General features: G+C 69.8%; 21 protein-coding genes. 10 read left to right on the forward strand and 11 right to left on the reverse strand.

Annotation, left to right across the window (positions count from 1 at the left end):
- The 3 genes from IT40_RS05130 to IT40_RS05140 all read right to left on the reverse strand — a co-directional run.
- Window positions 1–509 (reverse strand): efflux RND transporter permease subunit (locus tag IT40_RS05130; protein WP_036751454.1); only part of this gene is annotated, 509 nt, incomplete at its 3' end.
- 3 nt (window positions 510–512) lie between these two features.
- Window positions 513–1,682 (reverse strand): efflux RND transporter periplasmic adaptor subunit, encoded by a 1,170-nt coding sequence (locus tag IT40_RS05135; RefSeq protein WP_036751456.1) that lies wholly within the window; start codon window positions 1,680–1,682, stop codon window positions 513–515.
- A gap of 158 nt (window positions 1,683–1,840) precedes the next feature.
- On the reverse strand, window positions 1,841–2,014 hold the full coding sequence (locus tag IT40_RS05140) for a DUF1674 domain-containing protein (protein ID WP_036751458.1): 174 nt from the start codon (window positions 2,012–2,014) through the stop codon (window positions 1,841–1,843).
- A gap of 54 nt (window positions 2,015–2,068) precedes the next feature.
- On the opposite strand from IT40_RS05140, the gene IT40_RS05145 reads away from it, so the two are divergent.
- The 9 genes from IT40_RS05145 to IT40_RS05185 all read left to right on the forward strand — a co-directional run bounded on the left by IT40_RS05145 (window position 2,069) and on the right by IT40_RS05185 (window position 13,202).
- Window positions 2,069–3,340 (forward strand): RsmB/NOP family class I SAM-dependent RNA methyltransferase, encoded by a 1,272-nt coding sequence (locus IT40_RS05145; RefSeq protein WP_036751460.1) that lies wholly within the window; start codon window positions 2,069–2,071, stop codon window positions 3,338–3,340.
- 30 nt (window positions 3,341–3,370) lie between these two features.
- Window positions 3,371–5,020 carry a heparinase II/III family protein gene (locus tag IT40_RS05150; protein WP_036751462.1) on the forward strand — a complete coding sequence of 550 codons (1,650 nt, stop codon included), beginning with the start codon at window positions 3,371–3,373 and terminating at the stop codon, window positions 5,018–5,020.
- Between the two features lie 40 nt (window positions 5,021–5,060).
- Window positions 5,061–6,650 (forward strand): bifunctional phosphoribosylaminoimidazolecarboxamide formyltransferase/IMP cyclohydrolase, encoded by a 1,590-nt coding sequence (gene purH, locus IT40_RS05155; protein WP_036751464.1) that lies wholly within the window; start codon window positions 5,061–5,063, stop codon window positions 6,648–6,650.
- Window positions 6,650–7,345: a signal peptidase II gene (lspA, locus tag IT40_RS05160; RefSeq protein ID WP_052095754.1), complete on the forward strand. Its 696-nt coding sequence runs from the start codon at window positions 6,650–6,652 to the stop codon at window positions 7,343–7,345. Before purH ends, lspA begins: the two co-directional genes overlap by 1 nt.
- 31 nt (window positions 7,346–7,376) lie before the next feature.
- On the forward strand, window positions 7,377–7,949 hold the full coding sequence (locus IT40_RS05165) for a DUF3035 domain-containing protein (protein WP_036751466.1): 573 nt from the start codon (window positions 7,377–7,379) through the stop codon (window positions 7,947–7,949).
- A gap of 95 nt (window positions 7,950–8,044) precedes the next feature.
- A complete protein-coding gene (locus tag IT40_RS05170) occupies window positions 8,045–9,427 on the forward strand; it encodes a M16 family metallopeptidase (RefSeq protein WP_036751468.1) in 1,383 nt (460 codons plus the stop codon).
- Entirely contained in the window at window positions 9,424–10,737 is a 1,314-nt protein-coding gene (locus IT40_RS05175; RefSeq protein ID WP_036751469.1) for a M16 family metallopeptidase, read from the forward strand. The genes IT40_RS05170 and IT40_RS05175 overlap by 4 nt, the downstream gene beginning before the upstream one ends.
- 43 nt (window positions 10,738–10,780) lie before the next feature.
- The gene (mutL, locus tag IT40_RS05180) at window positions 10,781–12,598 is read left to right on the forward strand and encodes a DNA mismatch repair endonuclease MutL (RefSeq protein ID WP_036751472.1); all 1,818 of its coding nucleotides are present in this window, start codon (window positions 10,781–10,783) and stop codon (window positions 12,596–12,598) included.
- 232 nt (window positions 12,599–12,830) lie between these two features.
- Window positions 12,831–13,202: a DUF3775 domain-containing protein gene (locus tag IT40_RS05185; protein ID WP_036751474.1), complete on the forward strand. Its 372-nt coding sequence runs from the start codon at window positions 12,831–12,833 to the stop codon at window positions 13,200–13,202.
- A gap of 200 nt (window positions 13,203–13,402) precedes the next feature.
- Here the strand turns inward: IT40_RS05185 and IT40_RS05190 are convergent, their stop codons facing one another.
- The 5 genes from IT40_RS05190 to IT40_RS05210 all read right to left on the reverse strand — a co-directional run bounded on the left by IT40_RS05190 (window position 13,403) and on the right by IT40_RS05210 (window position 18,432).
- Entirely contained in the window at window positions 13,403–14,590 is a 1,188-nt protein-coding gene (locus IT40_RS05190) for a PQQ-dependent sugar dehydrogenase (RefSeq protein WP_036751477.1), read from the reverse strand.
- A gap of 67 nt (window positions 14,591–14,657) precedes the next feature.
- Entirely contained in the window at window positions 14,658–15,713 is a 1,056-nt protein-coding gene (locus IT40_RS05195) for a saccharopine dehydrogenase (protein WP_036751634.1), read from the reverse strand.
- Between the two features lie 23 nt (window positions 15,714–15,736).
- Window positions 15,737–16,588, reverse strand: a complete 852-nt coding sequence (locus tag IT40_RS05200; RefSeq protein WP_036751479.1) for a C40 family peptidase — start codon at window positions 16,586–16,588, stop codon at window positions 15,737–15,739.
- Window positions 16,585–17,982 carry a leucyl aminopeptidase family protein gene (locus IT40_RS05205; protein WP_036751481.1) on the reverse strand — a complete coding sequence of 466 codons (1,398 nt, stop codon included), beginning with the start codon at window positions 17,980–17,982 and terminating at the stop codon, window positions 16,585–16,587. The genes IT40_RS05200 and IT40_RS05205 overlap by 4 nt, the downstream gene beginning before the upstream one ends.
- A 72-nt stretch (window positions 17,983–18,054) precedes the next feature.
- Window positions 18,055–18,432 (reverse strand): hypothetical protein, encoded by a 378-nt coding sequence (locus tag IT40_RS05210; protein WP_036751483.1) that lies wholly within the window; start codon window positions 18,430–18,432, stop codon window positions 18,055–18,057.
- A gap of 145 nt (window positions 18,433–18,577) precedes the next feature.
- Between IT40_RS05210 and IT40_RS05215 the strand changes: the two genes are divergently transcribed.
- Window positions 18,578–19,228, forward strand: a complete 651-nt coding sequence (locus IT40_RS05215; protein ID WP_036751485.1) for a carbonic anhydrase — start codon at window positions 18,578–18,580, stop codon at window positions 19,226–19,228.
- Window positions 19,229–19,329: 101 nt separating this feature from the next.
- On the opposite strand, the gene IT40_RS05220 is transcribed toward IT40_RS05215, so the two are convergent.
- From IT40_RS05220 to flgK, 3 genes are read right to left on the reverse strand one after another with little or no spacing between them, the layout of a single operon-like run.
- Window positions 19,330–20,430 (reverse strand): flagellar basal body P-ring protein FlgI, encoded by a 1,101-nt coding sequence (locus IT40_RS05220; RefSeq protein WP_036751487.1) that lies wholly within the window; start codon window positions 20,428–20,430, stop codon window positions 19,330–19,332.
- Complete coding sequence (locus tag IT40_RS05225) at window positions 20,427–21,446, reverse strand: flagellin (RefSeq protein WP_036751489.1); 1,020 nt, start codon at window positions 21,444–21,446, stop codon at window positions 20,427–20,429. Before IT40_RS05225 ends, IT40_RS05220 begins: the two co-directional genes overlap by 4 nt.
- Window positions 21,443–22,900 (reverse strand): flagellar hook-associated protein FlgK, encoded by a 1,458-nt coding sequence (flgK, locus tag IT40_RS05230; protein WP_036751491.1) that lies wholly within the window; start codon window positions 22,898–22,900, stop codon window positions 21,443–21,445. The genes IT40_RS05225 and flgK overlap by 4 nt, the downstream gene beginning before the upstream one ends.
- Window positions 22,901–22,929 lie beyond the last annotated feature (29 nt).

Here is a 22,929-nt window from a genome sequence, read left to right on the forward strand (position 1 = left end):
CCCTCGGTGCGCTTGACCGGCCCCTCGACCACCTGCTCCAGCAGGTTGCCCAGCTCGATGGTGGAATGCTGCCCGGTGGTCGAGACCAGCGAGCCGACCATCAGGATCGACGAGGACGAGCGCGTGACCGAGACGCCGTCGTTCTGCACCGGCGTCGGCAGCCGGCTTTCGACCGAGCGGACCTTGGACTGCACCTCGTTCAGCGCATCGACCGGGTCCACGCTGTCGTCGAAGACCATCTCGATCACGCTGCGCCCGGTCGAGGCCGAGGAGATGGTATAGAGCAGCCCGTCGAGCCCGGTCAGCGCGTCCTCGATCGGCGTCGTGACCGAGTTCTGCACCGCCCGCGCCGTCGCCCCGGAATAGTTGGCGGTGATGCGGATCGTGGTCGGCGCGATGTCGGGATATTGCGAGACCGGCAGGTTGATCAGCGACCAGGTGCCGATCAGCATGGTCACGATGGCCAGCACCCAGGCAAAGACCGGGCGGTGAATGAAGAAACGTGCCATGTCCTAGCCTTCCCCGCGCTCGTCCATCTCGCGCACGACGCCCTGGGCGTCGATGGTGACGGGGACGGTGGCGATCTCGGCGCCGGCGCGCAGGTTTTCCAGCCCGTCCACGATCAGCTGCTCGCCCGGATTGATGCCCTGGGTGACGATCCAGCTGTTGCGATAGCTGCCCTGCTCGCTCAGCGTGACCTGCTGGGCCTTGCCGTCGCGGGCGACGAAGGCGGTCAGCGTGCCGTCCGAGGCGCGGCTGGTCGCGCGCTGCGGGACCAGCACCGCGCGGGTGGTGCCCAGCGTCAGCTTCACCCGCAGGAACTGGCCGGGCAGGATCATCCGGTCGGGATTGTCGAATTGCAGCCGGATCGGCACCGTGCCGGTGGTGGGCGAAACCGCGATGCCGGGGCTGACGATCCGCCCCTCGCCCTGGTATTCCTCGCCGGTCTCCAGGATCAGCTGGGTCGTCACCCCGCTGTTGACGACCAGCTGGCCGGCGCTGATGCGCGCCCGGTTGCGCAGCATGCGGGCGCTGGATTCCGAGACGTCGACATAGATCGGGTCGAGCTGGGTGATGGTGGTCAGCGATTCGGACTGGCTCGCCGTCACCAGGTCGCCGACCGAGACCGCCGCCACATCCGCCACGCCGTCCAGCGGGCTCTTGATCTCGGTGCGCTGCAGGGCCAGCCGCGCCGCATCCCGCGCGGCCTCGGCCGATTTCAGGTCTGCCTCGGCCTGTTTCAGCGACACCTCGGCATTGGCGCGGTCCACGGCCGAAACGCCCGAACCCTCCAGCCGGCGATAGCGGGTGACGGTGTTCTGCGCCTGGGTCAGGCTGGCCTCGGCCCCCGCCACGGCGGCCTCGGCGGCGGCCAGCGCCGCGGCCAGCGTCTCGGGGTCCAGGCGGAACAGCACGTCGCCGGCCTTCACCGGCCTTCCGGGATCATAAGAGATTTCAAGCACTTCCCCGCCAACCTGCGGCCGGATGCCGGTCTGCTGATAGGCGATGGCGCGGCCGGGCAGGGTGACGGTATAGGGCACATCCTCCTCGGCGGTGGCCACCACGCCGACCTCGGTCGGGCCCTGCGCCCCGCCCCCACCCGGACCCTGCTGCGCGAAAGCTTGCCCCGCCAGCATGATCGCCAGCGCCGCCCATCTCATCATCCCCTGCCCAGAGGCCATCTGCCGTTCCTTGCGGTTTTGGTGGTTGGCGCATTGTTTAGACGCCGAACCCCAATGGCAAGTAAACGGCCAGCTCAACGCCGTTCACGGATTCGCCAGCAGGGCGGATTTCTCCGTTCTCCAAATACCCATGCGACCGGGCAGCCGGGCACGGCGCCTCAGAAATCGACGCAGATGCCCTTCTTTTCGTAATCGCCATAGCGCACCGGCTCGGGCCCGTCGCGCCCGCCCAGCTCGACCGGCAGGTCCAGCGGCTTCGCCTTGCGGCGGCGCTCCTCGGCCTCGGCCAGCGCGCGCTGCGCGGCGGGCGGCAGATCCTTGCGGTCGGTCATGGCGGTTTCCCCTGCTTCACGCTAGACGGGATCAATCTAGGCAAGGGGCAGGCTTTGGACAAGTCACAGGGCAAGACGGTCAGGGACGGGGCACGCAAGGGCGCGCTGCGCCTGCTGGCCGCGGTGGACGAGGGCGCGACGCTGGACGAGGCGGCGGCGCTGACCGAGCGCCTGTCGCCGCCCGACCGCGCCCGCGCCCGCCGCCTCGCGCTCGAGGTGCTGCGCCGCGCCGACCGCGCCGACCTGCTGCTGGCGCCGCTGCTGGCCCGCCGCCCGCGCCCCGAGATCATGCGCATCCTGCGGCTGGCCACCGTCGAGATGCTGGCCCTGGACGAGGCGCCGCATGGCGCTGTCAATGCCGCCGTGGCGCTGGCACGGTCCTCGGGGCCAAAGGGGCAGGCGGCGGCCGGCATGGTGAACGCGGTGCTGCGCAAGATCGCCGGCGCCGCCCCGGCCTGGGCCGCGCTCTCGCCGCAGAAGATGCCGCCCTGGCTGCGCGCGCCCGTCGTCGCCGCCTGGGGCGAGGATACCGCCCGCGCCATCGAGGCCGCGCATGAGGCCGGCGCGGCCCTGGACCTGACCCCCAAGGGCGCGGATTGCCCCGGCGAGGCGCTGCCCACCGGCTCGCACCGGCTGCCTGCCGCCGCGCAGATCTCGGCCCTGCCCGGCTATGCCGAGGGCGACTGGTGGGTGCAGGACGCGGCCGCCGCGCTGGCGGTGCGGGTGCTTGATCCGCAGCCCGGCGAGGCGATCGCCGATCTTTGCGCCGCGCCGGGCGGCAAGACGCTGCAGCTCGCCGCCGCCGGGGCCGAGGTGACGGCGGTGGACATTTCCGAGCCGCGCCTGGCCCGCGTGGCCGAGAACCTGGCGCGCTGCCGGCTTTCCGCCCGGCTGGTCGCGGCGGATGCGCTGGACTGGCGGCCGGACGCGGCCCTGGACGCGGTGCTGCTGGATGCGCCCTGCTCGGCCACCGGCACCATCCGCCGCCATCCCGAACTGCCGCGCATCCGTGACGGCGAGGGGCTGGCCGAACTGACCGGCTTGCAGGCGCGGCTGATCGACCACGCGCTGTCCTTGCTCAAGCCCGGCGGACGGCTGGTCTATGCCACCTGCTCGCTCCTGCCCGCCGAGGGCGAGGCGCAGCTGGCCGCCGCCCTGGCCCGCCATCCCGGCCTGGCGGTCGAGCCGCCCCGCGCCCCCGGCATCGAGCCGGGCTGGATCACGCCCCAGGGCGGCTTGCGGCTGCGCCCGGACCTGTGGCCGGAACGCGGCGGCATGGACGGGTTCTTCATCGCGCGCTTGCGGAAATCCGCCGAGCGGACCTAAGGTTGCGCCGTCCTAGTGAATGCGTTGCCCATGACCGATAGCACCGTCGCGCCCAGGGGATTCCTGCGCCGTCCCGAACCCAAGGCCATCGGCCATCCCGGCCGCGGCGAACAGATCGCCGCGGGCACCCTGCACCTGGGCGGCATCACCCTGTCGGGCGATTTCTTCGCCGCCGACCTGCCCGCCAGCGTCGCGGCCGAGCTGGCCGGCTTCGGCTGGCTCGACGACCTTGCCGCCGTGGGCACGCCCCGCGCCCGTGCCATCGCCCAGGACCATGTGCTGCGCTGGCTGCGCCCGCATCGCCAGCCGCAGCCCGAGGCGCCGGAATGGGCGCCGCAGGTCGCCGGGCGGCGGGTGCTGCGCTGGATCTTCCATGCCGGGATGATCCTGCCGGGGCTGGACCGCGACGGGGCCGAGCCCTATTTCCGCGCCCTCGACCAGCACCTGCTCCACCTGCGGGACAAATGGTTCGACAGCACCGACGGGCTGTGCCGGATCGAGGCGCTGGCAGGGCTCGCCATCGGCGCCATGTCGCTGCGCGACCGCCAGGCCCTGGCGCAGCCGGCGCTGATCGCCCTGGCCGAAGAGGCGGACGCCATGGGCGTCGCCACCCTGTCCGAGGCGCGCGCGCCCGAATCGCTGCTGGAGGCGATGGCGCTTCTGGTCTGGGCGCAGGAGGTCGCCGAAGAGGTGGGGCTGGAATGCCCGCCCGAGCTGCGCGCCATCATCGCCGAGATCGCGCCGATCCTGCGGGCGCTGCGCCATGCCGACGGCGCGCTGCCCAGCTTTCACGGTGGCGGGCGCGGCGCGGCCGGACGGCTCGACCGCTGCCTGCGCGCGGCCGAAGGCCCGGCACTGCCTGTCAGCGGGCTCGCCATGGGCTTTGCCCGCATGGCGCGGGCCCGCACCACGCTGATCCTGGATGCCGCGCCGCCGCCCGGCGGTCCGGCGGCGATCCGCGCCCATGCCTCGACCCTGGCCTTCGAGTTGACCGTGGCGCGCCAGCCGCTGATCGTGAATTGCGGCCCCGGCGACGGCTTCGGCCCGCTGTGGGCCAGGGCCAGCCGCGCCACGCCCTGCCATTCGGCGCTGTGCCTGGCCGGCCTGTCCTCGTCGCGGCTGAACCCGAACCGGCAAGAGGGCGAGCCCGACATCCTGACCGAGCGCCCCGACCTGGTCTGGGCCGGCGATTGCGACGCGCTGGGCAACCTGACCGCCCCGGATTGCGGCCCGGCGCATTCGCCGGAACCCGCGCATCTGCTGGCCGGCCATGACGGCTGGCTGGCCAGCCACGGGCTGACGCATCTGCGCGAGCTTTGGCTCGATCCCGACGGCATGGGCCTGCGCGGCGAGGATTCGCTGGCGGCGCTGGACGCCAGCGCCCAGGCCCGGCTGGACCAGGTCCGCCCCGAGGAAGGTCTGGCCTTCGACATCCGCTTCCACCTGCATCCCGAGGTCCAGGCCCGCCAGCAGGGGCAGGAAATCCACCTGACCCTGCCGGGCGGCGAGGAATGGCTGTTCAGCCATGACGGCGTGGGCCAGCTGCGGCTGGAGGCGTCCTGCCTGCTCGACCGCGCCATGGCCGAGCCGCGCCCCTCGCGGCAGATGGTGATTTCCGCGCATCTGCTGGGCCGGGCGATCCAGATCGGCTGGACCTTGGCGCGTTCCGGGGGTAGGTGACGGGCCAAATCCGCCATCCACCGCACGGGGCCTCCGACCGATGACCGACCGCATTCCGCTGAAGCGCGCGCTGATTTCCGTTTCCGACAAGACCGGGCTGATCGACTTTGCGCGGGCGCTTTCGGCGCGGGGCGTCGAGATCCTGTCCACCGGCGGCACCGCCAAGGCGCTGCGCGAGGCGGGGCTGAGCGTGGTGGACGTGGCCGAAGTGACCGGCTTTCCCGAGATGATGGACGGCCGCGTCAAGACGCTGCACCCGGTGGTCCACGGCGGCCTGCTGGCGCTGCGCGACAACGAGGAACACATGGCCGCCGCCCGGTCGCACCGGATCGGCATGATCGACCTGCTGGTCGTCAACCTCTATCCGTTCGAGGCGACGGTGGCCAAGGGCGCCGCCCATGACGATTGCATCGAAAACATCGACATCGGCGGCCCGGCGATGATCCGCGCCGCCGCCAAGAACCACGCCTTCGTGACGGTGGTGGTCGATGTCGAGGACTATGCCGCCGTGCTGGCCGAGCTTGACGCCAACGACGACCGCACCAGCCTGGCCTTTCGCCAGCGGCAGGCGCAGATCGCCTATGCCCGGACGGCCGCCTATGACGCCGCGGTCTCGACCTGGATGGCCGGGGCCATCGGCGAGGAAACCCCGCGCCGGCGCAGCTTTTCGGGCCAGCTGGCGCAAACCCTGCGCTATGGCGAGAACCCGCACCAGTCCGCCGCCTTCTACAAGGACGGCTCGGACCGTCCGGGCGTCGCCACCGCGCGGCAATGGCAGGGCAAGGAACTCAGCTACAACAACATCAACGACACCGACGCGGCCTTCGAGCTGGTGGCCGAGTTCGACCCGGCCCAGGGCCCGGCGGTGGCGATCATCAAGCACGCCAACCCCTGCGGCGTGGCCCGCGGCGACAGCGCCGTCGATGCCTACCGGCGCGCCTTCGACTGCGACCGCACCTCGGCCTTCGGCGGCATCATCGCGCTGAACACCACGCTCGACGGCGAAACCGCGCAGGCGATCACCGAGATCTTTACCGAGGTGGTCATCGCCCCCGACGCCACCGACGAGGCGAAAGAGATCTTCGCCGCCAAGAAGAACCTGCGGCTCTTGACCACCGGCGGGCTGCCCGACCCGGCGGCGCCTGGGCTGGCCTTCCGCCAGGTCGCCGGCGGCTTCCTGGTGCAGGGCCGCGACAACGGCCGCATCCTGCGCGCCGACCTGAAGGTGGTGACGAAACGCCAGCCGACCGACCAGGAACTGGCCGACCTGCTGTTCGCCTGGACCGTGGCCAAGCATGTGAAATCGAACGCCATCGTCTATGCCCGCGACCTGGCCACCGTCGGCATCGGCGCCGGCCAGATGAGCCGCGTCGATTCGACCCGCATCGGCAAGCGCAAGTCCGAGGACATGGCCGAGGCGCTGGGCCTGGCGCAGGCGCTGACCATCGGCTCCTCGGTCGCCTCGGACGCCTTCTTCCCCTTCGCCGACGGGGTCGAGGCACTGGCGGCGGCGGGCGCGCGGGCGGTGATCCAGCCCGGCGGCTCGATGCGCGACGCCGAGGTGATCGAGGCCGCCGACCGGCTGGGCCTGGCCATGGTCTTTACCGGCCAGCGGCATTTCCGTCACTGATGGCCGAGACCGCGACCCCCAAGCCGCGGAAAAGCCCGGCGGCCCGCAAGCGGCGCGGCAAGAAGCAGCCGCCGCCGCGCGTCGGGCGCAACGTGGCGCTGGTGGCGGGGCTGGTCTTTGTGCTGGACCAGGCGCTGAAATACCTGGTCGTGCATGTGCTGCGGCTGGACCAGCTGCGCGAGATCGACGTGATCGACCCCTGGCTGAACCTGCGCATGGCCTGGAACCAGGGCATGAACTTCGGCCTGTTCGCCAGCGATGTCGAGGTGATGCGCTGGGTGCTGATCGCCATCGCGCTGGCCGTCTGCCTGTGGGTCGGGATCTGGGTCGGGCGGGCCAAGCCGTCGCGCTTTGCGCAAGCCTCGGCCGGGCTGCTGATCGGCGGGGCGCTGGGCAATGTCGTGGACCGGCTGACCTATGGCGCGGTCGCGGATTTCCTGAACATGTCGCTGCCGGGCTGGCGCAACCCCTACAGCTTCAACGTGGCCGACATCGCCATCTTCCTGGGCGCGATGGGGCTGGTGCTGCTGCCGCCCGAGCGAAAGCCCGAGCCGAAGAAGCGCCGCGCCCCGGCCAAGCCGCGGGCGCCCAAGCCCCGCCCCGCGAACGGCGAACGGCCCTTGGCCGGCGACGAGGCGCAGGCGGAACTGGCGCTGGACGACAAGACCCGTGACGAGGCCGGGAATACACGCTAAGAACGGGCCGGACGAACAAGAGGGACGCAAGATGCGGGCGATCGCGCTGACCATGACCACGCTGCTGCTGGCCGCTTGCAGCAGCGATCCGCGTCTGATGAACACCAACGCCGGCCGCACCAGCCCGGACGAATTCTCGATCCTGCCGACCAAGCCCTTGCAGATGCCGGCCGACCTGAACGTGCTGCCGCCGCCGACGCCGGGGGGCGGCAACATCACCGATCCGACGCCCCATGCCGATGCCGTGGCGGCGCTGGGCGGCAATCCGGGCCAGCTTGCCGCGCAGGGCGTCGGCGTCGCGGATGCCGCGCTGATCGCCCATGCCTCGCGCCTGGGCCGCGACCCGGCGATCCGCCAGACCACCGCGCAAGAGGATCTGGCCTGGCGCAGCCGCCATTCCCGCCGCGCGCTCGAGGTCCTGGCGCGGACCAATGTCTATTACCGCGCCTATGAATCGATGACGCTGGACAGCTGGTCGGAACTGGAACGCTGGCGCCCGACCGGCGTGCAGCTGCCCGCCGCGCCGCCCCGCGGCATGAGCAACGGCGACGTCGCCGCCCGACCCAGCGTGGTGGACCGCGTGCCGATCCTGCGCGAGGACTGATCGCGCCCCGATCACGCCGAGATGAGGGGCGGCAGGCTTGCGCGCGACCCCGCGCAAGGGCAGGTTCGTGGCGCGACCCCGAACCGGAGCCTGCCATGACCATCCTGACCCGACTTGCGCCCCTTGCGCTGCTGCTGGCCGCATCCCCCGCGCTGGCCGAAATGCCCAAGGGAATCAGCCATTTCACCCTGGAAAACGGCCTGGAAGCCGTGGTGATCGAGGATCACCGCGCCCCGGTCGTGGTGCAGATGCTGTGGTATCGCATCGGCTCGGCCGACGAGCAGCCCGGCAAGTCCGGCATCGCGCATTACCTGGAACACCTGATGTTCAAGGGCACCGACAAGCTGGGACCGGGGGATCTCAGCAAGACCGTGACCGCCAATGGCGGCATGGACAACGCCTTCACCAGCTACGACTTCACCACCTATTTCCAGCGCATCGCCAGCGACCGCCTGCCGCTGATCATGGAGATGGAGGCCGATCGCATGGCCAATCTCAAGATCGGCGAGGACGACTGGCAGGCCGAGCGCCAGGTGGTGCTGGAGGAACGCTCGCAGCGCACCGACAGCGACCCCGGCGCGCAATTCTCGGAAGAGCGCAGCGCGGTGCAGTTCTACAACCACCCCTATGGCCGCCCGGTGATCGGCTGGCGGCAGGAGATGGAGGGGCTGACGCGCGAGGATGCCATCGCCTGGTATGATGCGCATTACGCCCCGAACGCCGCGGTGCTGGTCATCGCCGGCGACGTGACCCCCGAAGAGGTGCGCGAACTGGCCGAGAAATATTACGGCCTCGTCCCGCCCAAGCCCGACGCCGCCCGCCAGCCGCGCCCGCAAGAGCCGATCCAGCGCTCGCCCCGGCGGATGGAGCGGGTGGACCCCCGCGTCGCCCAGCCGGTGATGATCCGCACCGTGATCGCGCCCGAACGCAACCGGGGCGAGCAGCAGCAGGCCGCCGCGCTGACCGTGCTGGCCAACCTGCTGGCGGGTTCCAGCCAGACCTCGGTCCTGGCCCGCGACCTGGTGCTGACCGGCAAGGCGCTTTACGTGAATGCCTCCTACGACGGGTTCGCGGTCGATCCGACCACCTTCGGCATCTCGATGGTGCCGGCGCCGGGGGTGGAGAATGCCGAGGCCGAGGCGGCGCTGGACGCGGCGCTGGCGAAATTCCTGGCCGAGGGCCCCGACCCGGCGCAGCTGGAACGGGTCAAGACCCGGATCCGCGCCGCCCGCATCTATTCCCAGGATTCGGCGCATGGCCGGGCCTATGACTATGGCCAGGGCCTGGCCACCGGCCTGACCATCGAGGACGTGAACGAATGGCCCGACATCCTGGCCGCCGTCACCACCGAGGACATCCGCGCCGCCGCCAGGCTGGTGCTGGAAAGCAAGGCCAGCGTCACCGGCTGGCTGCTGCCGCCGCCCGAGGAGCCGCAACCCGTCGCTGCCGAAGCCGCCAATCCGGGAGAAGCCGAATGATCCGCGCCCTTGCCACCCTTGTCTTCGTCGCCCTGGCCAGCCTGCCTGCGCGCGCCATCGAGATCCAGGAGATCACCTCGCCCGGCGGCATCAAGGCCTGGCTGGTCGAGGATCACTCGATCCCCTTCACCGCGCTGTCGTTGATGTTTCGGGGCGGCGCCAGCCTGGACGCGCCGGGCAAGCGCGGCCAGATGAGCCTGATGACCGCCCTGCTGGAGGAGGGCGCGGGCGAGATGGACTCGGTGCAATATGCCGAGGCGGTCGAGGGGCTGGGCGCGCAGAACCGCTTCGATGTCGGCGACGATGCGCTGACCGTCAACGCCCGCATGCTGACCGAGAACCGCGACCAGGCGGCCGAATTGCTGCGCCAGGCGCTGGCCGAGCCGCGCTTCGACCCCGATGCGGTCGAGCGGGTGCGGGCGCAGTTGCAGGCGGTCATCCGATCCGAGGCGACCAGCCCGAACGCCATCGCCAGCAAGGAACTGGCGCGGCTGGCCTGGGGCGAGCATCCCTATGCCACCTCGATCAACGGCACGCGCGAATCCGTGGCCGCGCTGACCCGCGACGACCTGGTCGCGGCCAAGGACCGCATCCTGGCCCGCGACCGCGTGGTGGTGGCCGCGGCCGGCGACATCACCGCCGAGGAACTGGGCCAGCTGATCGACGCCGTGCTGGGCGGGCTGCCCGAACAGGGCTCGGCCCCGCTGCCGGACAGGGCCCGGCTGCAACTGACCGGCGGGGTGACGGTGATCGACTGGGACAGCCCGCAGACCGTGGTCAGCTTTGCCCAGCCCGGCCTGCCCATGTCCGACCGGGATTACTTCGCCGCCTTCGTCGCCGATCACATCCTGGGCGGCGGCGGCTTTTCCTCGCGCCTGATGGACGAGATCCGCGAAAAGCGCGGGCTGACCTATGGCGTCAGCACCGGCCTTGCCAACGGCGTCTATGGCGAGACCTGGCAGGGCGGCATGGCCAGCGCGAACGACAAGGTGGCCGAGGCGGTCGGCCTGATCCGCCAGGAATGGGACCGTTTCGCCAAGGGCGGCGTCACGGAAAAGGAACTGGCCGATGCCAAGACCTACCTGACCGGCGAATATGCGCTGCGCTTCGACGGCAACGGCAAGATCGCCGGCATCCTGGCCGGGATGCAGCTGATCGGCCTGCCGGCGGATTACGTCAACACCCGCAACGGCAAGATCGAGGCGGTGACGGCCGCGGACGTGCAGCGCGTGGCGCAGCGCCTGCTGCATTCCGACCAGATCCGCTTCGTGCTGGTCGGCCGGCCGAAAGGCATCGACGCGACCAACTGACGAATCCTTTCCCGCCGCGCCGGGAAATGCTAGATCTGGGGGCATGAACACCCATGCCCCCAAGATGCGTCCCGTCATCCGGCAATTGGACGAGGCCGCGGCCAACCGCATCGCCGCCGGCGAGGTGGTCGAACGCCCGGCCTCGGCCGTCAAGGAACTGGTCGAGAACGCGCTCGATGCCGGCGCGACTCGGGTGGACGTGGCCATCGCCAAGGGCGGCAAGGCGCTGATCCGCGTCAGCGACGACGGCTGCGGCATGACGGCCGAGGATCTGCCGCTGGCGCTGGCCCGGCACGCGACCAGCAAGATCGACGGCAGCGACCTTCTGGACATCCGCAGCTTCGGCTTTCGCGGCGAGGCGCTGCCCAGCCTCGGCGCCGTGGGCCGGCTGTCGATCACCAGCCGCGCCGCCGGCCATGACGGCGCGCAGATCGCCGTCACCGGCGGGCGCATCGGCCCGGTCAAGCCGGCGGCGGGCAATCGCGGCACGGTGGTCGAGCTGCGCGACCTGTTCTTTGCCACGCCGGCGCGGCTGAAATTCCTGCGCACGGACCGGGCCGAGACCCAGGCCGTGGCCGAGGCGATCCGCCGCCTGGCCATGGCCGAGCCCTATGTCGGCTTCACGCTGACCGACGAGGACGAGGGCCGGGTGCTGTTTCGCGCCGATGCCGAGCAGGGCGAGCTGTTCGGCGCCTTGCAGACCCGGCTGGCCCGCGTCATGGGCCGCGACTTCATCGACAATGCCCTTGCCATCGACGCGACGCGGGACGGCATCACCCTGACCGGCTTTGCCGCCCTGCCGACCTATTCGCGCGGCGCGGCGGTGGCGCAGCATCTTTACGTCAACGGCCGCCCGGTGCGCGACAAGCTGCTGACCGGGGCGCTGCGGGCGGGCTATATGGACGTGCTGGCCTCGGGCCGGTATCCGGCGGCGGTGCTGTTTCTGACCTGCGATCCGCACCAGGTCGACGTGAACGTGCATCCCGCCAAGGCCGAGGTCCGCTTCCGCGAACCGGGCATCGCCCGCGGGCTGGTGGTCAGCGCGCTGCGCCATGCGCTGGCGGGGGCGGGGCATCGCGCCTCGTCCACCGTGGCCGCAGCGGCGCTGGGGGTGGCGCGGCCCGAGCCGGAACAGCCGCGCCGCTATCAGGCCAGCTACGCGCCCGCCCGCCCCTCGGGCCCGGCCATCGCCGCCAGCCTGGCCTTTCAGGCGCCGGGCTTTGCCGAGGCGCCGACCGCGCGGGTCGAGCCCGAACCCGAAGCCCAGCCCGAGCCTGCGGCCGAGGCGCCGCTGGGCGCCGCCCGCGCGCAGCTGCACGAGAACTGGATCGTCGCCCAGACCGCCGACGGCATCGTCATCGTCGACCAGCATGCCGCGCATGAACGCCTGGTCTATGAGCGGCTGAAGGCGCAGCTTGATGCCAGCGGCATCGCCAGCCAGGCCCTGCTGATCCCCGAGATCGTCGAGCTGTCCGAAGCCGACGCCCAAAGCATCCTTGCCATCGCCGATGAGCTGGCCGCGCTGGGACTGGTGATCGAGCCCTTCGGCGGCGGCGCCATCGCGGCGCGCGAGGTGCCGGCGCTGATCCAGCGCCTGGACGCCCGGCGGCTGATCCGCGACATCCTGGACGACCTGGCCGACCAGGGCACGTCCGAGCGGCTGCGGGCGCGGGTCGATGCGGTGCTGTCCTCGATGGCCTGCCACGGCTCGGTCCGCTCGGGCCGGCGCATGTCGGCGGACGAGATGAACGCGCTTTTGCGCGAGATGGAGCGGGTGCCGAAATCCGGCCAGTGCAACCACGGCCGCCCGACCTGGATCGAGCTGAAGCTGTCGGACATCGAGCGGCTTTTCGGCCGCTGAGCGATCCCGCCTGGCCGCGACCCGATGACGCAGGCGCGGCCGATGCCCGGCACCTTGGCCCGCCCCCCTGCCCCCGCTTGCAGCCGGGCCGGGCTTTTGCCCGCGCCTGCCGTCCCGCGCGGACCGCTCGGGGGCCATGGCCGGCGCGCGGTCCATCATCGCGCCCGCTTCGATCCCGATTGACCCCGGCGCCGGTCGGGGCGACAAATGGACAGATCCCGGAGGTGCCGCCATGCTGGAAATCAGTCCCGAAAAGATCGCCCATGTCATCATCCGCGCCCGCGAATACGAAAGCGGCGTGAACCCCTGGGCGCATAGCGGGCATCGCAAGGGCCATGGCACCCAGACCGAACTGGCCGAGTTCATCGCCAGCCTGAACGAGGACGAGCAGGCCAGCCTGGTCGCGGTGATGTGGATCGGCCGCGACACCTTCGGCCCCGAGGATCTGGACGAGGCGATCGAGACCGCCAAGGCCGAGCGCAGCACCCCCACCCAGGATTACCTGATGGGCGAGCCGCAGCTGGCCGATTACCTGGAAGCGGGGATGGAGGCGCTTGGCATCTCGCCCGAGGATGCCGAGGACGCGTTGCAGCGCCCGGTCTAGGGTCCAGATCGTCGACAATCCTGTTCGGAAGCCGAGAGCCTGCGGAGGCAAGTGCAGGTTCCCGGTTCTCAGCCGATTGTGGCTGCCGTCTTGGTGGCGATCCCAGGCTTTTGGTCCAGCGTCGTGATCGGGACCGGCAATCGGCACCTTGCCCTACAGTGCGGCGACCGGGCCTTCTCCAGCGAAGGCGCACCCGGCCCTCAGCCGCGCGCCAGCCGGATCAGTTCGCCCCCATCGGTCAGGATCAGCAGCGCCCCGTCCGGCGCCAGCTCGATGTCGCGCACGCGGCCGATGCCCTCCAGCAGGCGCTGCTCTCCGCTCACGCGGTCGCCCTCGATGCGCAGCCGCACCACCGCCCCGGCCTGCAGGCCGCCGATCAGCGCATCGCCTTCCAGTTCCGGGAACATGGCGCCGCGATAGAACACCATCCCGCTGGGCGCGATCACCGGATCCCAGTAATAGACCGGCTGCTCCATCCCCTCGCGCTGGGTGATGCCCTGGCCGATGGGGCCGCCGCTGTAGTCCTGGCCATAGGTGATGACCGGCCAGCCATAGTTGCGCCCGGCCTGCGGCAGGTTGAGTTCGTCGCCGCCCTGCGGGCCATGCTCGACCGTCCAGAGCCGGCCCTGTGCGTCCAGCGCCGCCGCCTGGATGTTGCGATGGCCCCAGGACCAGATCTCGGGCCGGGCCTGCCCCTCGGTGAAGGGATTGCCGGGCGCGGCGGCGCCGGTGGCGGGGTCGATGCGCAGCACCTTGCCCAGATGCGTGCCGAGGTCCTGCGCCAGTTGCCGCGGCTCGGGGCGCGAGCGCTCGCCGGTGGTGACGAACAGCTGCCCCTGCCGGTCGAAGACCAGGCGCGAGCCGAAATGCAGGGTCGAGGCCCAGGCCGGCTCCTGCCGGAAGATCACCCGCATCTCTTCCAGCGCGGTGCCGTCGGCCGACAGCCGCCCGGTGCCGACCACGGTGGCGTTGCGGCCATTGCCGCGCGGCTCGGAAAAGCTGAACCAGACCTGCCGCGTGCTGCCGAAATCCGGCGCCACCGCCACGTCCAGAAGCCCGCCTTGGCCGCGGGCATCGACCTCGGGCATGCCCTGGATGGGCTGGGACAGCTGGCCGTCGCGGTAAAGCCGCAGCGTGCCGGTGCGTTCGGTGATCAGCAAGCCGCCACCGGGCAAAAGCGCCATGCCCCAGGGATCGCTGAGCCCCCGGATCAGCGGAATCCGGCTGATCGGGATCTGCTCGCGGATCTCGGGGGCGCGGGTCTGGCCGGGAAAGGCCGGGCTCTGCCCGCTGGCGTTCGGGGGACGGTCGTTCAACTCGGCCAGCGCCGGCGGGGCGGCAAGGCACAGGACAAGGCTGGCGGCAATGGCGGCGGGTCGCGTCATCATGGTCGCATCCGTCTGACTGGGGTTCGCGGCCCAACGTCCCGGCCGCCGCTTGCGTTCCCGGCCGGCGTCAAGACGCGGCCAGATGGTCCCGAAACAGCGCCCCCGCCCTGCCCCAGGCCCCCTCGTCGATGCGGTCCAGGCGCTTCAGCACCGGCAGCAGCTGCGCGGCATAATCCAGCGCGCTTTCGCGCGGCAAGAGCGAGGGCAGGTTGTCGATCGCCATCACGTCCAACGGCGGGCGCTCGGCCAGGCGGATCGCCGGCCGGTCCCAGTCGGTCGCGCGGTCATAGACCTTGACCGGGTTGAAATCGCTGGAGGGATCGCAGGCAACATCGCCGATCACCGTCAGCGCCCGGCCGGGCCCGACCGCCTCGGACGGCACCAGAACCGGGGTCTGCGGCCCGGCCAGGATGCAGTTGACGAACAGCTCATGCGCCAGGATCTCGGGGAAGGGGCCGCCGCCGGCCGTCTCGGCCATGTCCCATTTCGTGACCCGCACCCCCATGCGGGCCAGCAGGTCCGAGGCGCCGCTGCCCACCCGCCCCAGCGCGCCGACGACGATGGCATGCGGCCGCGGCGCGCCGGTCGCGTCCAGCTCGGCACGCAGCTCGTCCTGCATCGCCTCTTGCGAGGGCCAGGCGGCGACCGGCCCGCAGAGGCTGCCGCGCCGCTGCGCCGCCCAGGCCTTCAGCGAGACGGCGGCCCCGGCAAAACCGGCCCAATAGCCGAAGGCCGCCAGCCGCCGGCCGTTCTCGTCGGTCAGGTATTCCAGGTCATACAGCACGCCGCCGCCGTCGCGAAACCGGCGCAGCAGCGCCAGCCCGGCCGGCTGGCCCTTGTAGGCATGACCGAACATGATGTGGCGATGCGCCAGGGGCGTGCCATCCTCGGGCAGTTCCTTGAGGCCGAAGACGATGGCCTCGGCCGGGGCGCCGGGCCAGGAAGCCGCGGGCGCGATTTCGGCCCCGGCCGCGGCGTAACCGGCGATGGGCAGGATGCGATGCGGGCTTTCCTCGACCGTGACGCGGAAGCCCTGCGCAATCAACTCGCCCACGCCGGCGGGGGTGATGCCGACCCGCTGTTCATTGGCGCGGCTTTCCGCGCGGACCCAAAGATGAACCATGCGCGCCTCCTTTGCGGCCAAGGCTAGGGGAACGGCGCCTGCACGGCAAGCGAGGGCCGTCTTGCGCCGCGAAACGGTCCCTGCCCGGCCGCGTCGATGCGCGCGATGGCCTGGGCGATGGGCTCGACGATCACCGCCATGGCCAAGGCGGTGGCATGGATCATGCGCTCGCCGTCCAGCGCCAGGGCGACATGGCCGGGCCAGAACAGCAGGTCGTTGCGGCGGATCGGGCCGTCCGCCGGGGGAAAGGCCGCCTCTTGCAGGTCGCTGTCGCCGGGACAGGGCACGGCGCAGGCCGCCAGCGCGGCCTGCGCCAGGCCCGAGCAGTCGATGCCGCAGCGGCTGTTGCCGCCCCACAGATAGGGCGTGCCCAGGAAACGCCCGGCCACCGCGACGGGATCGCGCTCGGCCCGGTCCGAGATATGCTGCGCCGGCACCCAGCCGCCCTGCGCCAGCCGGGCGAAACCGTCCCGCATGGCGATGACCGACAGCCGCGCACCCAGCGACAGCCGCATCGACTCGGGGGTCTTCATGTCCGGCTCGGCATAGACATGGGTGGCCGGGGCAGTGACGCGATGGGTGACGGCCGGCATCTGCCGGCTCAGCCCCTCGGCCCGGACCCAGCCGCAATAGCCGTCCGCAGCCGCCTGCACGAAGGCCCAGCCCCCGGCCTGCTCCAGCTGCACCAGGTCGGCGCCGAAGTTCAGCTGGCGGTCGCGGGCGCCGCCGGGCGCGCGGCACAGATCGGCCAGCGGCGCGGCCAGCCGCATCGGCTGGCCGGGCGTATAGGCCGGACGCTCCAGGATGCCGCGCAGGGATTCCAGCGCCACCCGCTCGGTCGCCGGGGTCAGCCGGCGGTCGGCGGGCGCGGTCATCGCAGGATTTCCGGCAGGGCGTGCAGGATGGCGCGCATGGCCTGGCCCGCGCCGCCCTTGGGCCGGCCGGGCGCGGCACTGGGCTGCCAGCCATAGATGTCGAAATGCGCATAGGCCCGCGCCTGGCCGGCAAAGCGGCGCAGGAACAGCGCCGCGGTGATCGCCCCGGCAAACCCGCCCGAGGGCGCGTTGTCCAGATCGGCGATGGCCGGCTCGATCATCGCCTCATAGGGTTCCCAGAAGGGCAGGCGCCAGACCGGGTCGCCATGGGCCCGGCCGGCGCCCTGGATCGCGGCCGCCAGCGCGTCGTCGTCGCAGAAGAAGGGCGGCAGTTCGGGGCCAAGCGCGACGCGGGCGGCGCCGGTCAGCGTCGCCATCGACACCAGCAGCTCCGGCGCCTCCTCCGCCGCCAGGGCCAGCGCATCGGCCAGCACCAGCCGGCCCTCGGCATCGGTATTGTTGACCTCGACCGTCAGGCCCTTGCGGCTGGTCAGGATGTCGCCGGGACGGAAGGCATTGGCGGAAATGGCGTTTTCCACCGCCGGGATCAGGATGCGCAGCCGCATGTCGCGATGCAGGCCCAGCCGGGCCAGGGTCTCGGCCAGGCCCAGCACATTGGCCGCGCCCCCCATGTCCTTCTTCATCAGCGCCATCGAGGCGGCCGGCTTGATGTCCAGCCCGCCGGTGTCGAAACAGACCCCCTTGCCGACCAGCGTCAGCCGCGGCCCCTCGCCCGGAAAGCGGATGTCGATCAGCCGGGGCGCTTGTGCCCCAGCCCGGCCGACGGCGTGGATCATCGGGAAGTTGCGGGCGATGAGGTCGTCGCCGCAGACCACCTCGATCCCGGCGCCATGCCGCCCGGCCAGGTCGCGCGCGGCCTGCTCCAGCTCGCCCGGACCCATGTCCGAGGCGGGGGTGTTGATCAGGTCGCGCGCCAGGTATTCGCCCGCGGCCATGGCGATCAGCCGGTCGCGGTCCAGCCCCTCGGGGCAGACAAGCCGGGCGCCCGGCGCCTCGACCCGCTTGTAGCGGTCAAAGCGATACTGCGCGAAAAGCCAGCCCAGGGCGCCCAGGGCCAGATCGAACCCCTGCGGCCGATTCGCCAGGCGCCAGTTGCCGGCCGGCAGCGCCTCGGCCGCCCGCGCCAGCGCGAAGCGGTCCCGCGCCGGGCGATCCGTGGGCTGGGGACCGAGGCCGAACAGCGCGCCGCCAAGCCCGCCATCCGGCAAGGGAAGCAGGCAGACCTGCCCCGCCTTGGCCGCAAAGCCTTGCGCCCGGGCCCAATTCGCGGCCAGGGAGTCGATGTCGGAGGGCAGGTCGGGCCCTGCCTCGTCCGGCCGGACCAGCCAGAGCGGAAGCGAAGGGGCATCGGAATCGGCAAACTGGGGTATCATCGGCATGGTCGTGACCTTCTGTCCTTTGCGGCACCCTAGCGCCCAGGCCAAGGGCTGCAAGGGCGCGTTCGTTCAAGAGGTTTCCGGCGGATCCCACAGCTCGGTCAGCGACCGGTTGCCGATCCGTTCAAGCCTGCAGGTCGTGGCGGCCAGCGCCGGTTCGTCCTGGCGTTCCGCGCAAGCGCCGACATCGATGGCGACCCCCGCCAGAGTGACGAGCCCCACCTGCCAGGCCAGCCGCGAAAGCTGGTCGGCATTGGCAACGACGGCCCCCAGGTCGCCCCGCCGCGAAGCGGCCACCGTGCGGCCCAGCGCCAGCGCAAGCTGTTCCAGTGCCGCGCCGATGATCTGGCCGGCCGCGGGCTCGCCCAGTTCACGAACGATCTGTTCAAGCCTTTGCACGTCGATCCGAACCGTCTCGTCCATGCTCAGAACTGCAATCTTCGTCATTCCCGCTCCCATATGGGCTTCCTGTCGCGCTGAGGCGCAAGCTGCCATCAATCCATCAAGAAAAGGTTATGAGGCGCGCGCTAAACCACTCGAACTTTATCGGTCCAGCCGCTATCACTCGTGCGATCGGTAGATGAGGATAGGAATGAAAGAAGCACGTCCACTGCCGCTGTATCTGGTCCAGCGCTACCACGGCTGGCGCGCCACAGCCTTTGTCGAAAATCGCGTCTGGTTTCGCCGTCTGGCCGAGGACGGCCAGCATCCCCGCGCCATGGTCATCGCCTGTTGCGATTCGCGCGTCCACGTGACCTCGATCTTCGGGGCGGATACCGGTGAATTCTTCATTCACCGCAACATCGCCAACCTGGTCCCGCCCTATGCCCCCGACGGCGAGCAGCACGGCACCTCGGCTGCGGTCGAATATGCGGTGAACACGCTCAAGGTCGCCCATGTGGTGGTGGTGGGGCATACCAATTGCGGCGGCGTTCAGGGATGCCATGCCATGTGTTCCGGCCATGCGCCCGAGCTTGAAGAGAAATCCAGCTTCGTCGGCCGCTGGATGGACATCCTGCGTCCGGGATACGAGCGCGTGGCGACGCTGCCGCCCGAACAGCAGATCCGCGGACTCGAGCGGCAAGCCGTTCTCGTTTCGCTTGAAAACCTGATGACCTTTCCCTTCGTGAAAACCGCAGTGGAATCGGGGAACCTGTCCTTGCACGGGGTCTTGCACGACATCGCCGAGGGAACGCTGGAGCAATACGATCATCAGGCCGGGGGCTTCACGCCGGTCATCTGAACCGCCGCCCGCCGCCGCTGACTGGGCCAGTTGCAGGTGCGGACAGGGATACCGCCGGGTGCCCGAAGCGCAGTCGCCCGCAACGGGCGGCTGTTCCGTTTTCAGTTCACGATGAATTCGGCGTGCAGCGCCCCGGCGGCATGGACCGCCTTCAGTATGTCGATCATGTCGCGGGGCCTGATCCCCAATGCGTTGAGCCCCGCAACCACCTCGGACAAGGATGATTCGCCGGATATTTCAGCGAAGCCAATCCCCGGCTCCTGGGTGATTTCGGCCTGCGTTCGGGGCAGAACCACGGTTTCTCCCGGAGAGAAGGGGTTCGGCTGCGACACGACGGGGGTTTCCCGCACCCGCAGGGTGAGGTTGCCCTGGGAAACCGCCACCCGCGAGATGCGCACATCCTCGCCCATGACGATAGTGCCGGACTTGTGGTCGATGACGACGCGAGCCGCTGTCTCGGGCTCGACGGTGATATTCTCGATCTGCCCCATCAGCCGCGCCGGGTTGACCCGACCCAAAACGGTCGAGTCGATCACGATGGTTCCCGAATCCACCAGTTCGGCCAGCCCACGTCCCAGCGTGCGATTGATCGCGGCCTCGACACGGGCGGCGGTGGTGAAATCGGGGTTTCTCAGCGCCAGGCGCAGGTTCGTCATTTGCGAGAAGTCGAAGGCCACTTCCCGCTCCACCCTGGCGCCCGAAGGGAGAGTGCCCGTCGTAGGCACGCCCTGGACGACCGAGGCAGCCGCGCCGGAAGCCTCGGCCCCCCCTGCCAGGACCGAGCCTTGCGCAACGGCATATATCTCGCCGTCTGCCGCGTTCAGCGGCGTCATGACCAATGTGCCGCCAAGCAGGCTTTTCGCATCGCCTATCGCGGCCACGCTGACATCGATCTGCGAACCGGCGCGCGCGAACGGCGGCAAGGTGGCGGTAACGATCACCGCCGCCACGTTCTTGGGACGGAATGCTTCGTCGGTGACATTGACGCCCAGCCGTTCAAGCAAGCCGGCCATGATCTCTTCGGTAAAAGGCGAGTTTCGCAGGCTGTCGCCCGAACCGTTCAGGCCGACGACAAGGCCATAACCGACCAGGTCGTTGCCGCGGACGCCGTCGATATTGGCCAGATCCTTGATCCGAACCGGCGCAGCAAGGCCCGGAGCGGCAAGGCCGAACAGGATCAGCAGAAGATACAGGAACCTCATGACAGGTAATCCGTGAGGCTGAGCCGGGAAAGCCGGACCGTGATGGCATAGAGGCTTTGAATCTTCGCTTCGGTCTCTTCCAGGGCGGTGACGGCTTCGGCGGGGTCGGCGCCGATCATGTTCGTACGCGCAATGGAAAGCGTTGTCGTTTCAGCCGAGTTTCTAGCCTGCGCCTGGGTAACGGCCGCCTGCTGTCGGCCCAGATCGGCGCGGGCGGTGGTCAACCCGAGCGTTGCCTTGGCCAGCCGGCCCCCCGCTTCGGAGAAGAGATCCCGCAAGGTCGCATCGTCGATTGCCGACCCGGCTTCGGACGCATAGGCCATCACGGCCATTCCCTTGAGCGTATCGCGCAGCTCCGCGGAATTGGCCGACAGATTGCTGTCGATCCGATGTTCGGGCGAGATCGAAAACCGGGTGCTGCCGTCATCGTCCCCCTGATAGACCGTGTCGGAAAAGCCCCCGGTTCCCTGGGGTGCGTCAAACCATGCGTCGATGCGGCTTGCGATAGTTGCCGCGGTGGTGGCACCGGCAACCGCGGTATTCAGTTCCGCGAGCATCGTTTCAAAACTGCCCAGCGCTGGACTGTCGGTTCGGTTGCCCCCAAACAAATATTGCCCGGCGGTGGCGGTGTTCAGGGTTCCGAACATCGACTGGAAATCCCGCTTGATGCTGTCGGCGCGCGCCCTAAGGTTTTGCTCTTCCAGAATATTACGTTCGGTCAGCACGCTGGGCCCCAGGTCGTCTACGACGGCTTGGATCTGCCCAAGCGCGGCCTGCATGCCCGCTAGCCTGTTTTGCGCCTCGGATGTGTTTTGCTGGAACGTGGTCAGCAGCTTCAGCCGGGATTCGATATGCGAAATCCCTGACAAATCGCCTGCCAGCGCTTTGGGAATATCCGCTTTGACCCCGGTCATCATTTCTTGGGTCAGCCGGTCCAGCCTGGCTTTCAGCCCCTGCTGCCCAAGCCGGAGCTGATAGGAACGGGAAAGGTCGCCGATGGAATGAAAAGGGGTCATGTCAGCCTCAGGATAGCATCCAGCATGTCATTTGCGGTCTGAAAGACCTTGGCATTTGCGGCATAGGCACGCTCCAGCGCGAGCAGGCCTTCCATTTCCTTGTCGCTGTCGACCCCTTCAGCCAGAAGGGCCGCCTGGAGGCCGGACTGGCGCGCGCTGCTTTGCATGGCGCCAGCTTCGGTTCGGATGCGATTCGTCGCCGCAACCGAGGTCAGGTCCGCCGAAAGGCCCTGCAGACTGCGCGGCACCGCGGACAAGCTGGTCGAAGCCGGCAAACGCGAGGCCGAGAGGGCCGATCCGAGCCGGTCAAGCAGCGTGCTTTCGCCAGAACGGCCGGGGCCGGTCGCATTGATTCCGGCGCGAATCCGCCACAGTTGCCCGCCCGTCTCGGGGTTCACCGCCCAGGCAACGGCAATGCGGCCGGCGAAGCCGGTTTCATCGGCCGAACTGAAAGCGCCCTGGGAATCGGTGAACAGCCCTGGGTCGCCTGGGGCCAGAGAGGGGTCGATCGCGGGATCGGACAGCCTGTCGTATAAATCGCGGGCGAAAGCGTCGATCTGCTGCTGATAGGCCGGGGCAATCTGGTCGCGAATGGCAAAGTTCGCCTCCAGGCTGCCGCCGTTAAACATGGTGTGCTGCATATCGCCGAGCGGCTTTCCGTTCAGCGTCAGCCCGGAAAGCGCGCCGCTGGCCGTGGACATATCGGCGGTGATGCTGGAGACAGCGCTGAAACCGATCCGGGCCGGCTCGGTCCCGTCCAGCAGAATGGCGCCGCCGGAGGTGAACAAGGCGACCCGGCCATTCTCGCGCGGCACTTCCTTGATAGGCACGATATCCGATACGCTGTCTATGAGCGCCTGGCGCGCATCCAACTGCAACGAAGCGTCTTTGCCCTGTGCCGACAGGGTGACGATCTGCGCATTCAATTTCGCCACTTGCTCAAGCGCCGTATTCAGCCGCGCAACGTCATTTTCGATGGCCTTTTCCGCCTTGCTGCGCTCGGCCTGGATGGTGGCGGAGATGTCGTTGACCTTTTTTGCCAGGGCCGTGGCCGTATCCAGCACCACTGCCAGGCGCGTCTCGTTGTCGGGCCTTGCGGCCGCGCTGGCCAGGGCGGATTCGAAATCTGTCAGGGTTTGCACCAGCGAGGACGCCTCGGTCCCCGTGCCGAAGGCTTTCTCCATCGCGGCGTGATAGGTCGCCACGGTCCGGGATGAACCGACATCCGCCTGGGCCAGGCGATTATCGGCGATCAGCCCCGCCGTGACCATTCGGGTAACGCCGTTGATGCTGACGCCGCCGCCCCGCTCGGCCAGGCGCGAGGACAGGTCGAGTTCCCTGCGCGCATAGCCCGGCGTCAGCGCGTTCGCGATGTTGGAGGACACGATTTCCGTGCCCCGCGAGGCCGCGGTCAGGCCCGAAACGGCATTGGAGATGGCGGACGAAAGGCTCATTTGCAGGCTCCGGTTTCCGAGCGCGGGAC

Origin of the sequence: Paracoccus versutus (assembly GCF_000763885.1) — a bacterium.
Lineage (GTDB): Bacteria > Pseudomonadota > Alphaproteobacteria > Rhodobacterales > Rhodobacteraceae > Paracoccus > Paracoccus versutus.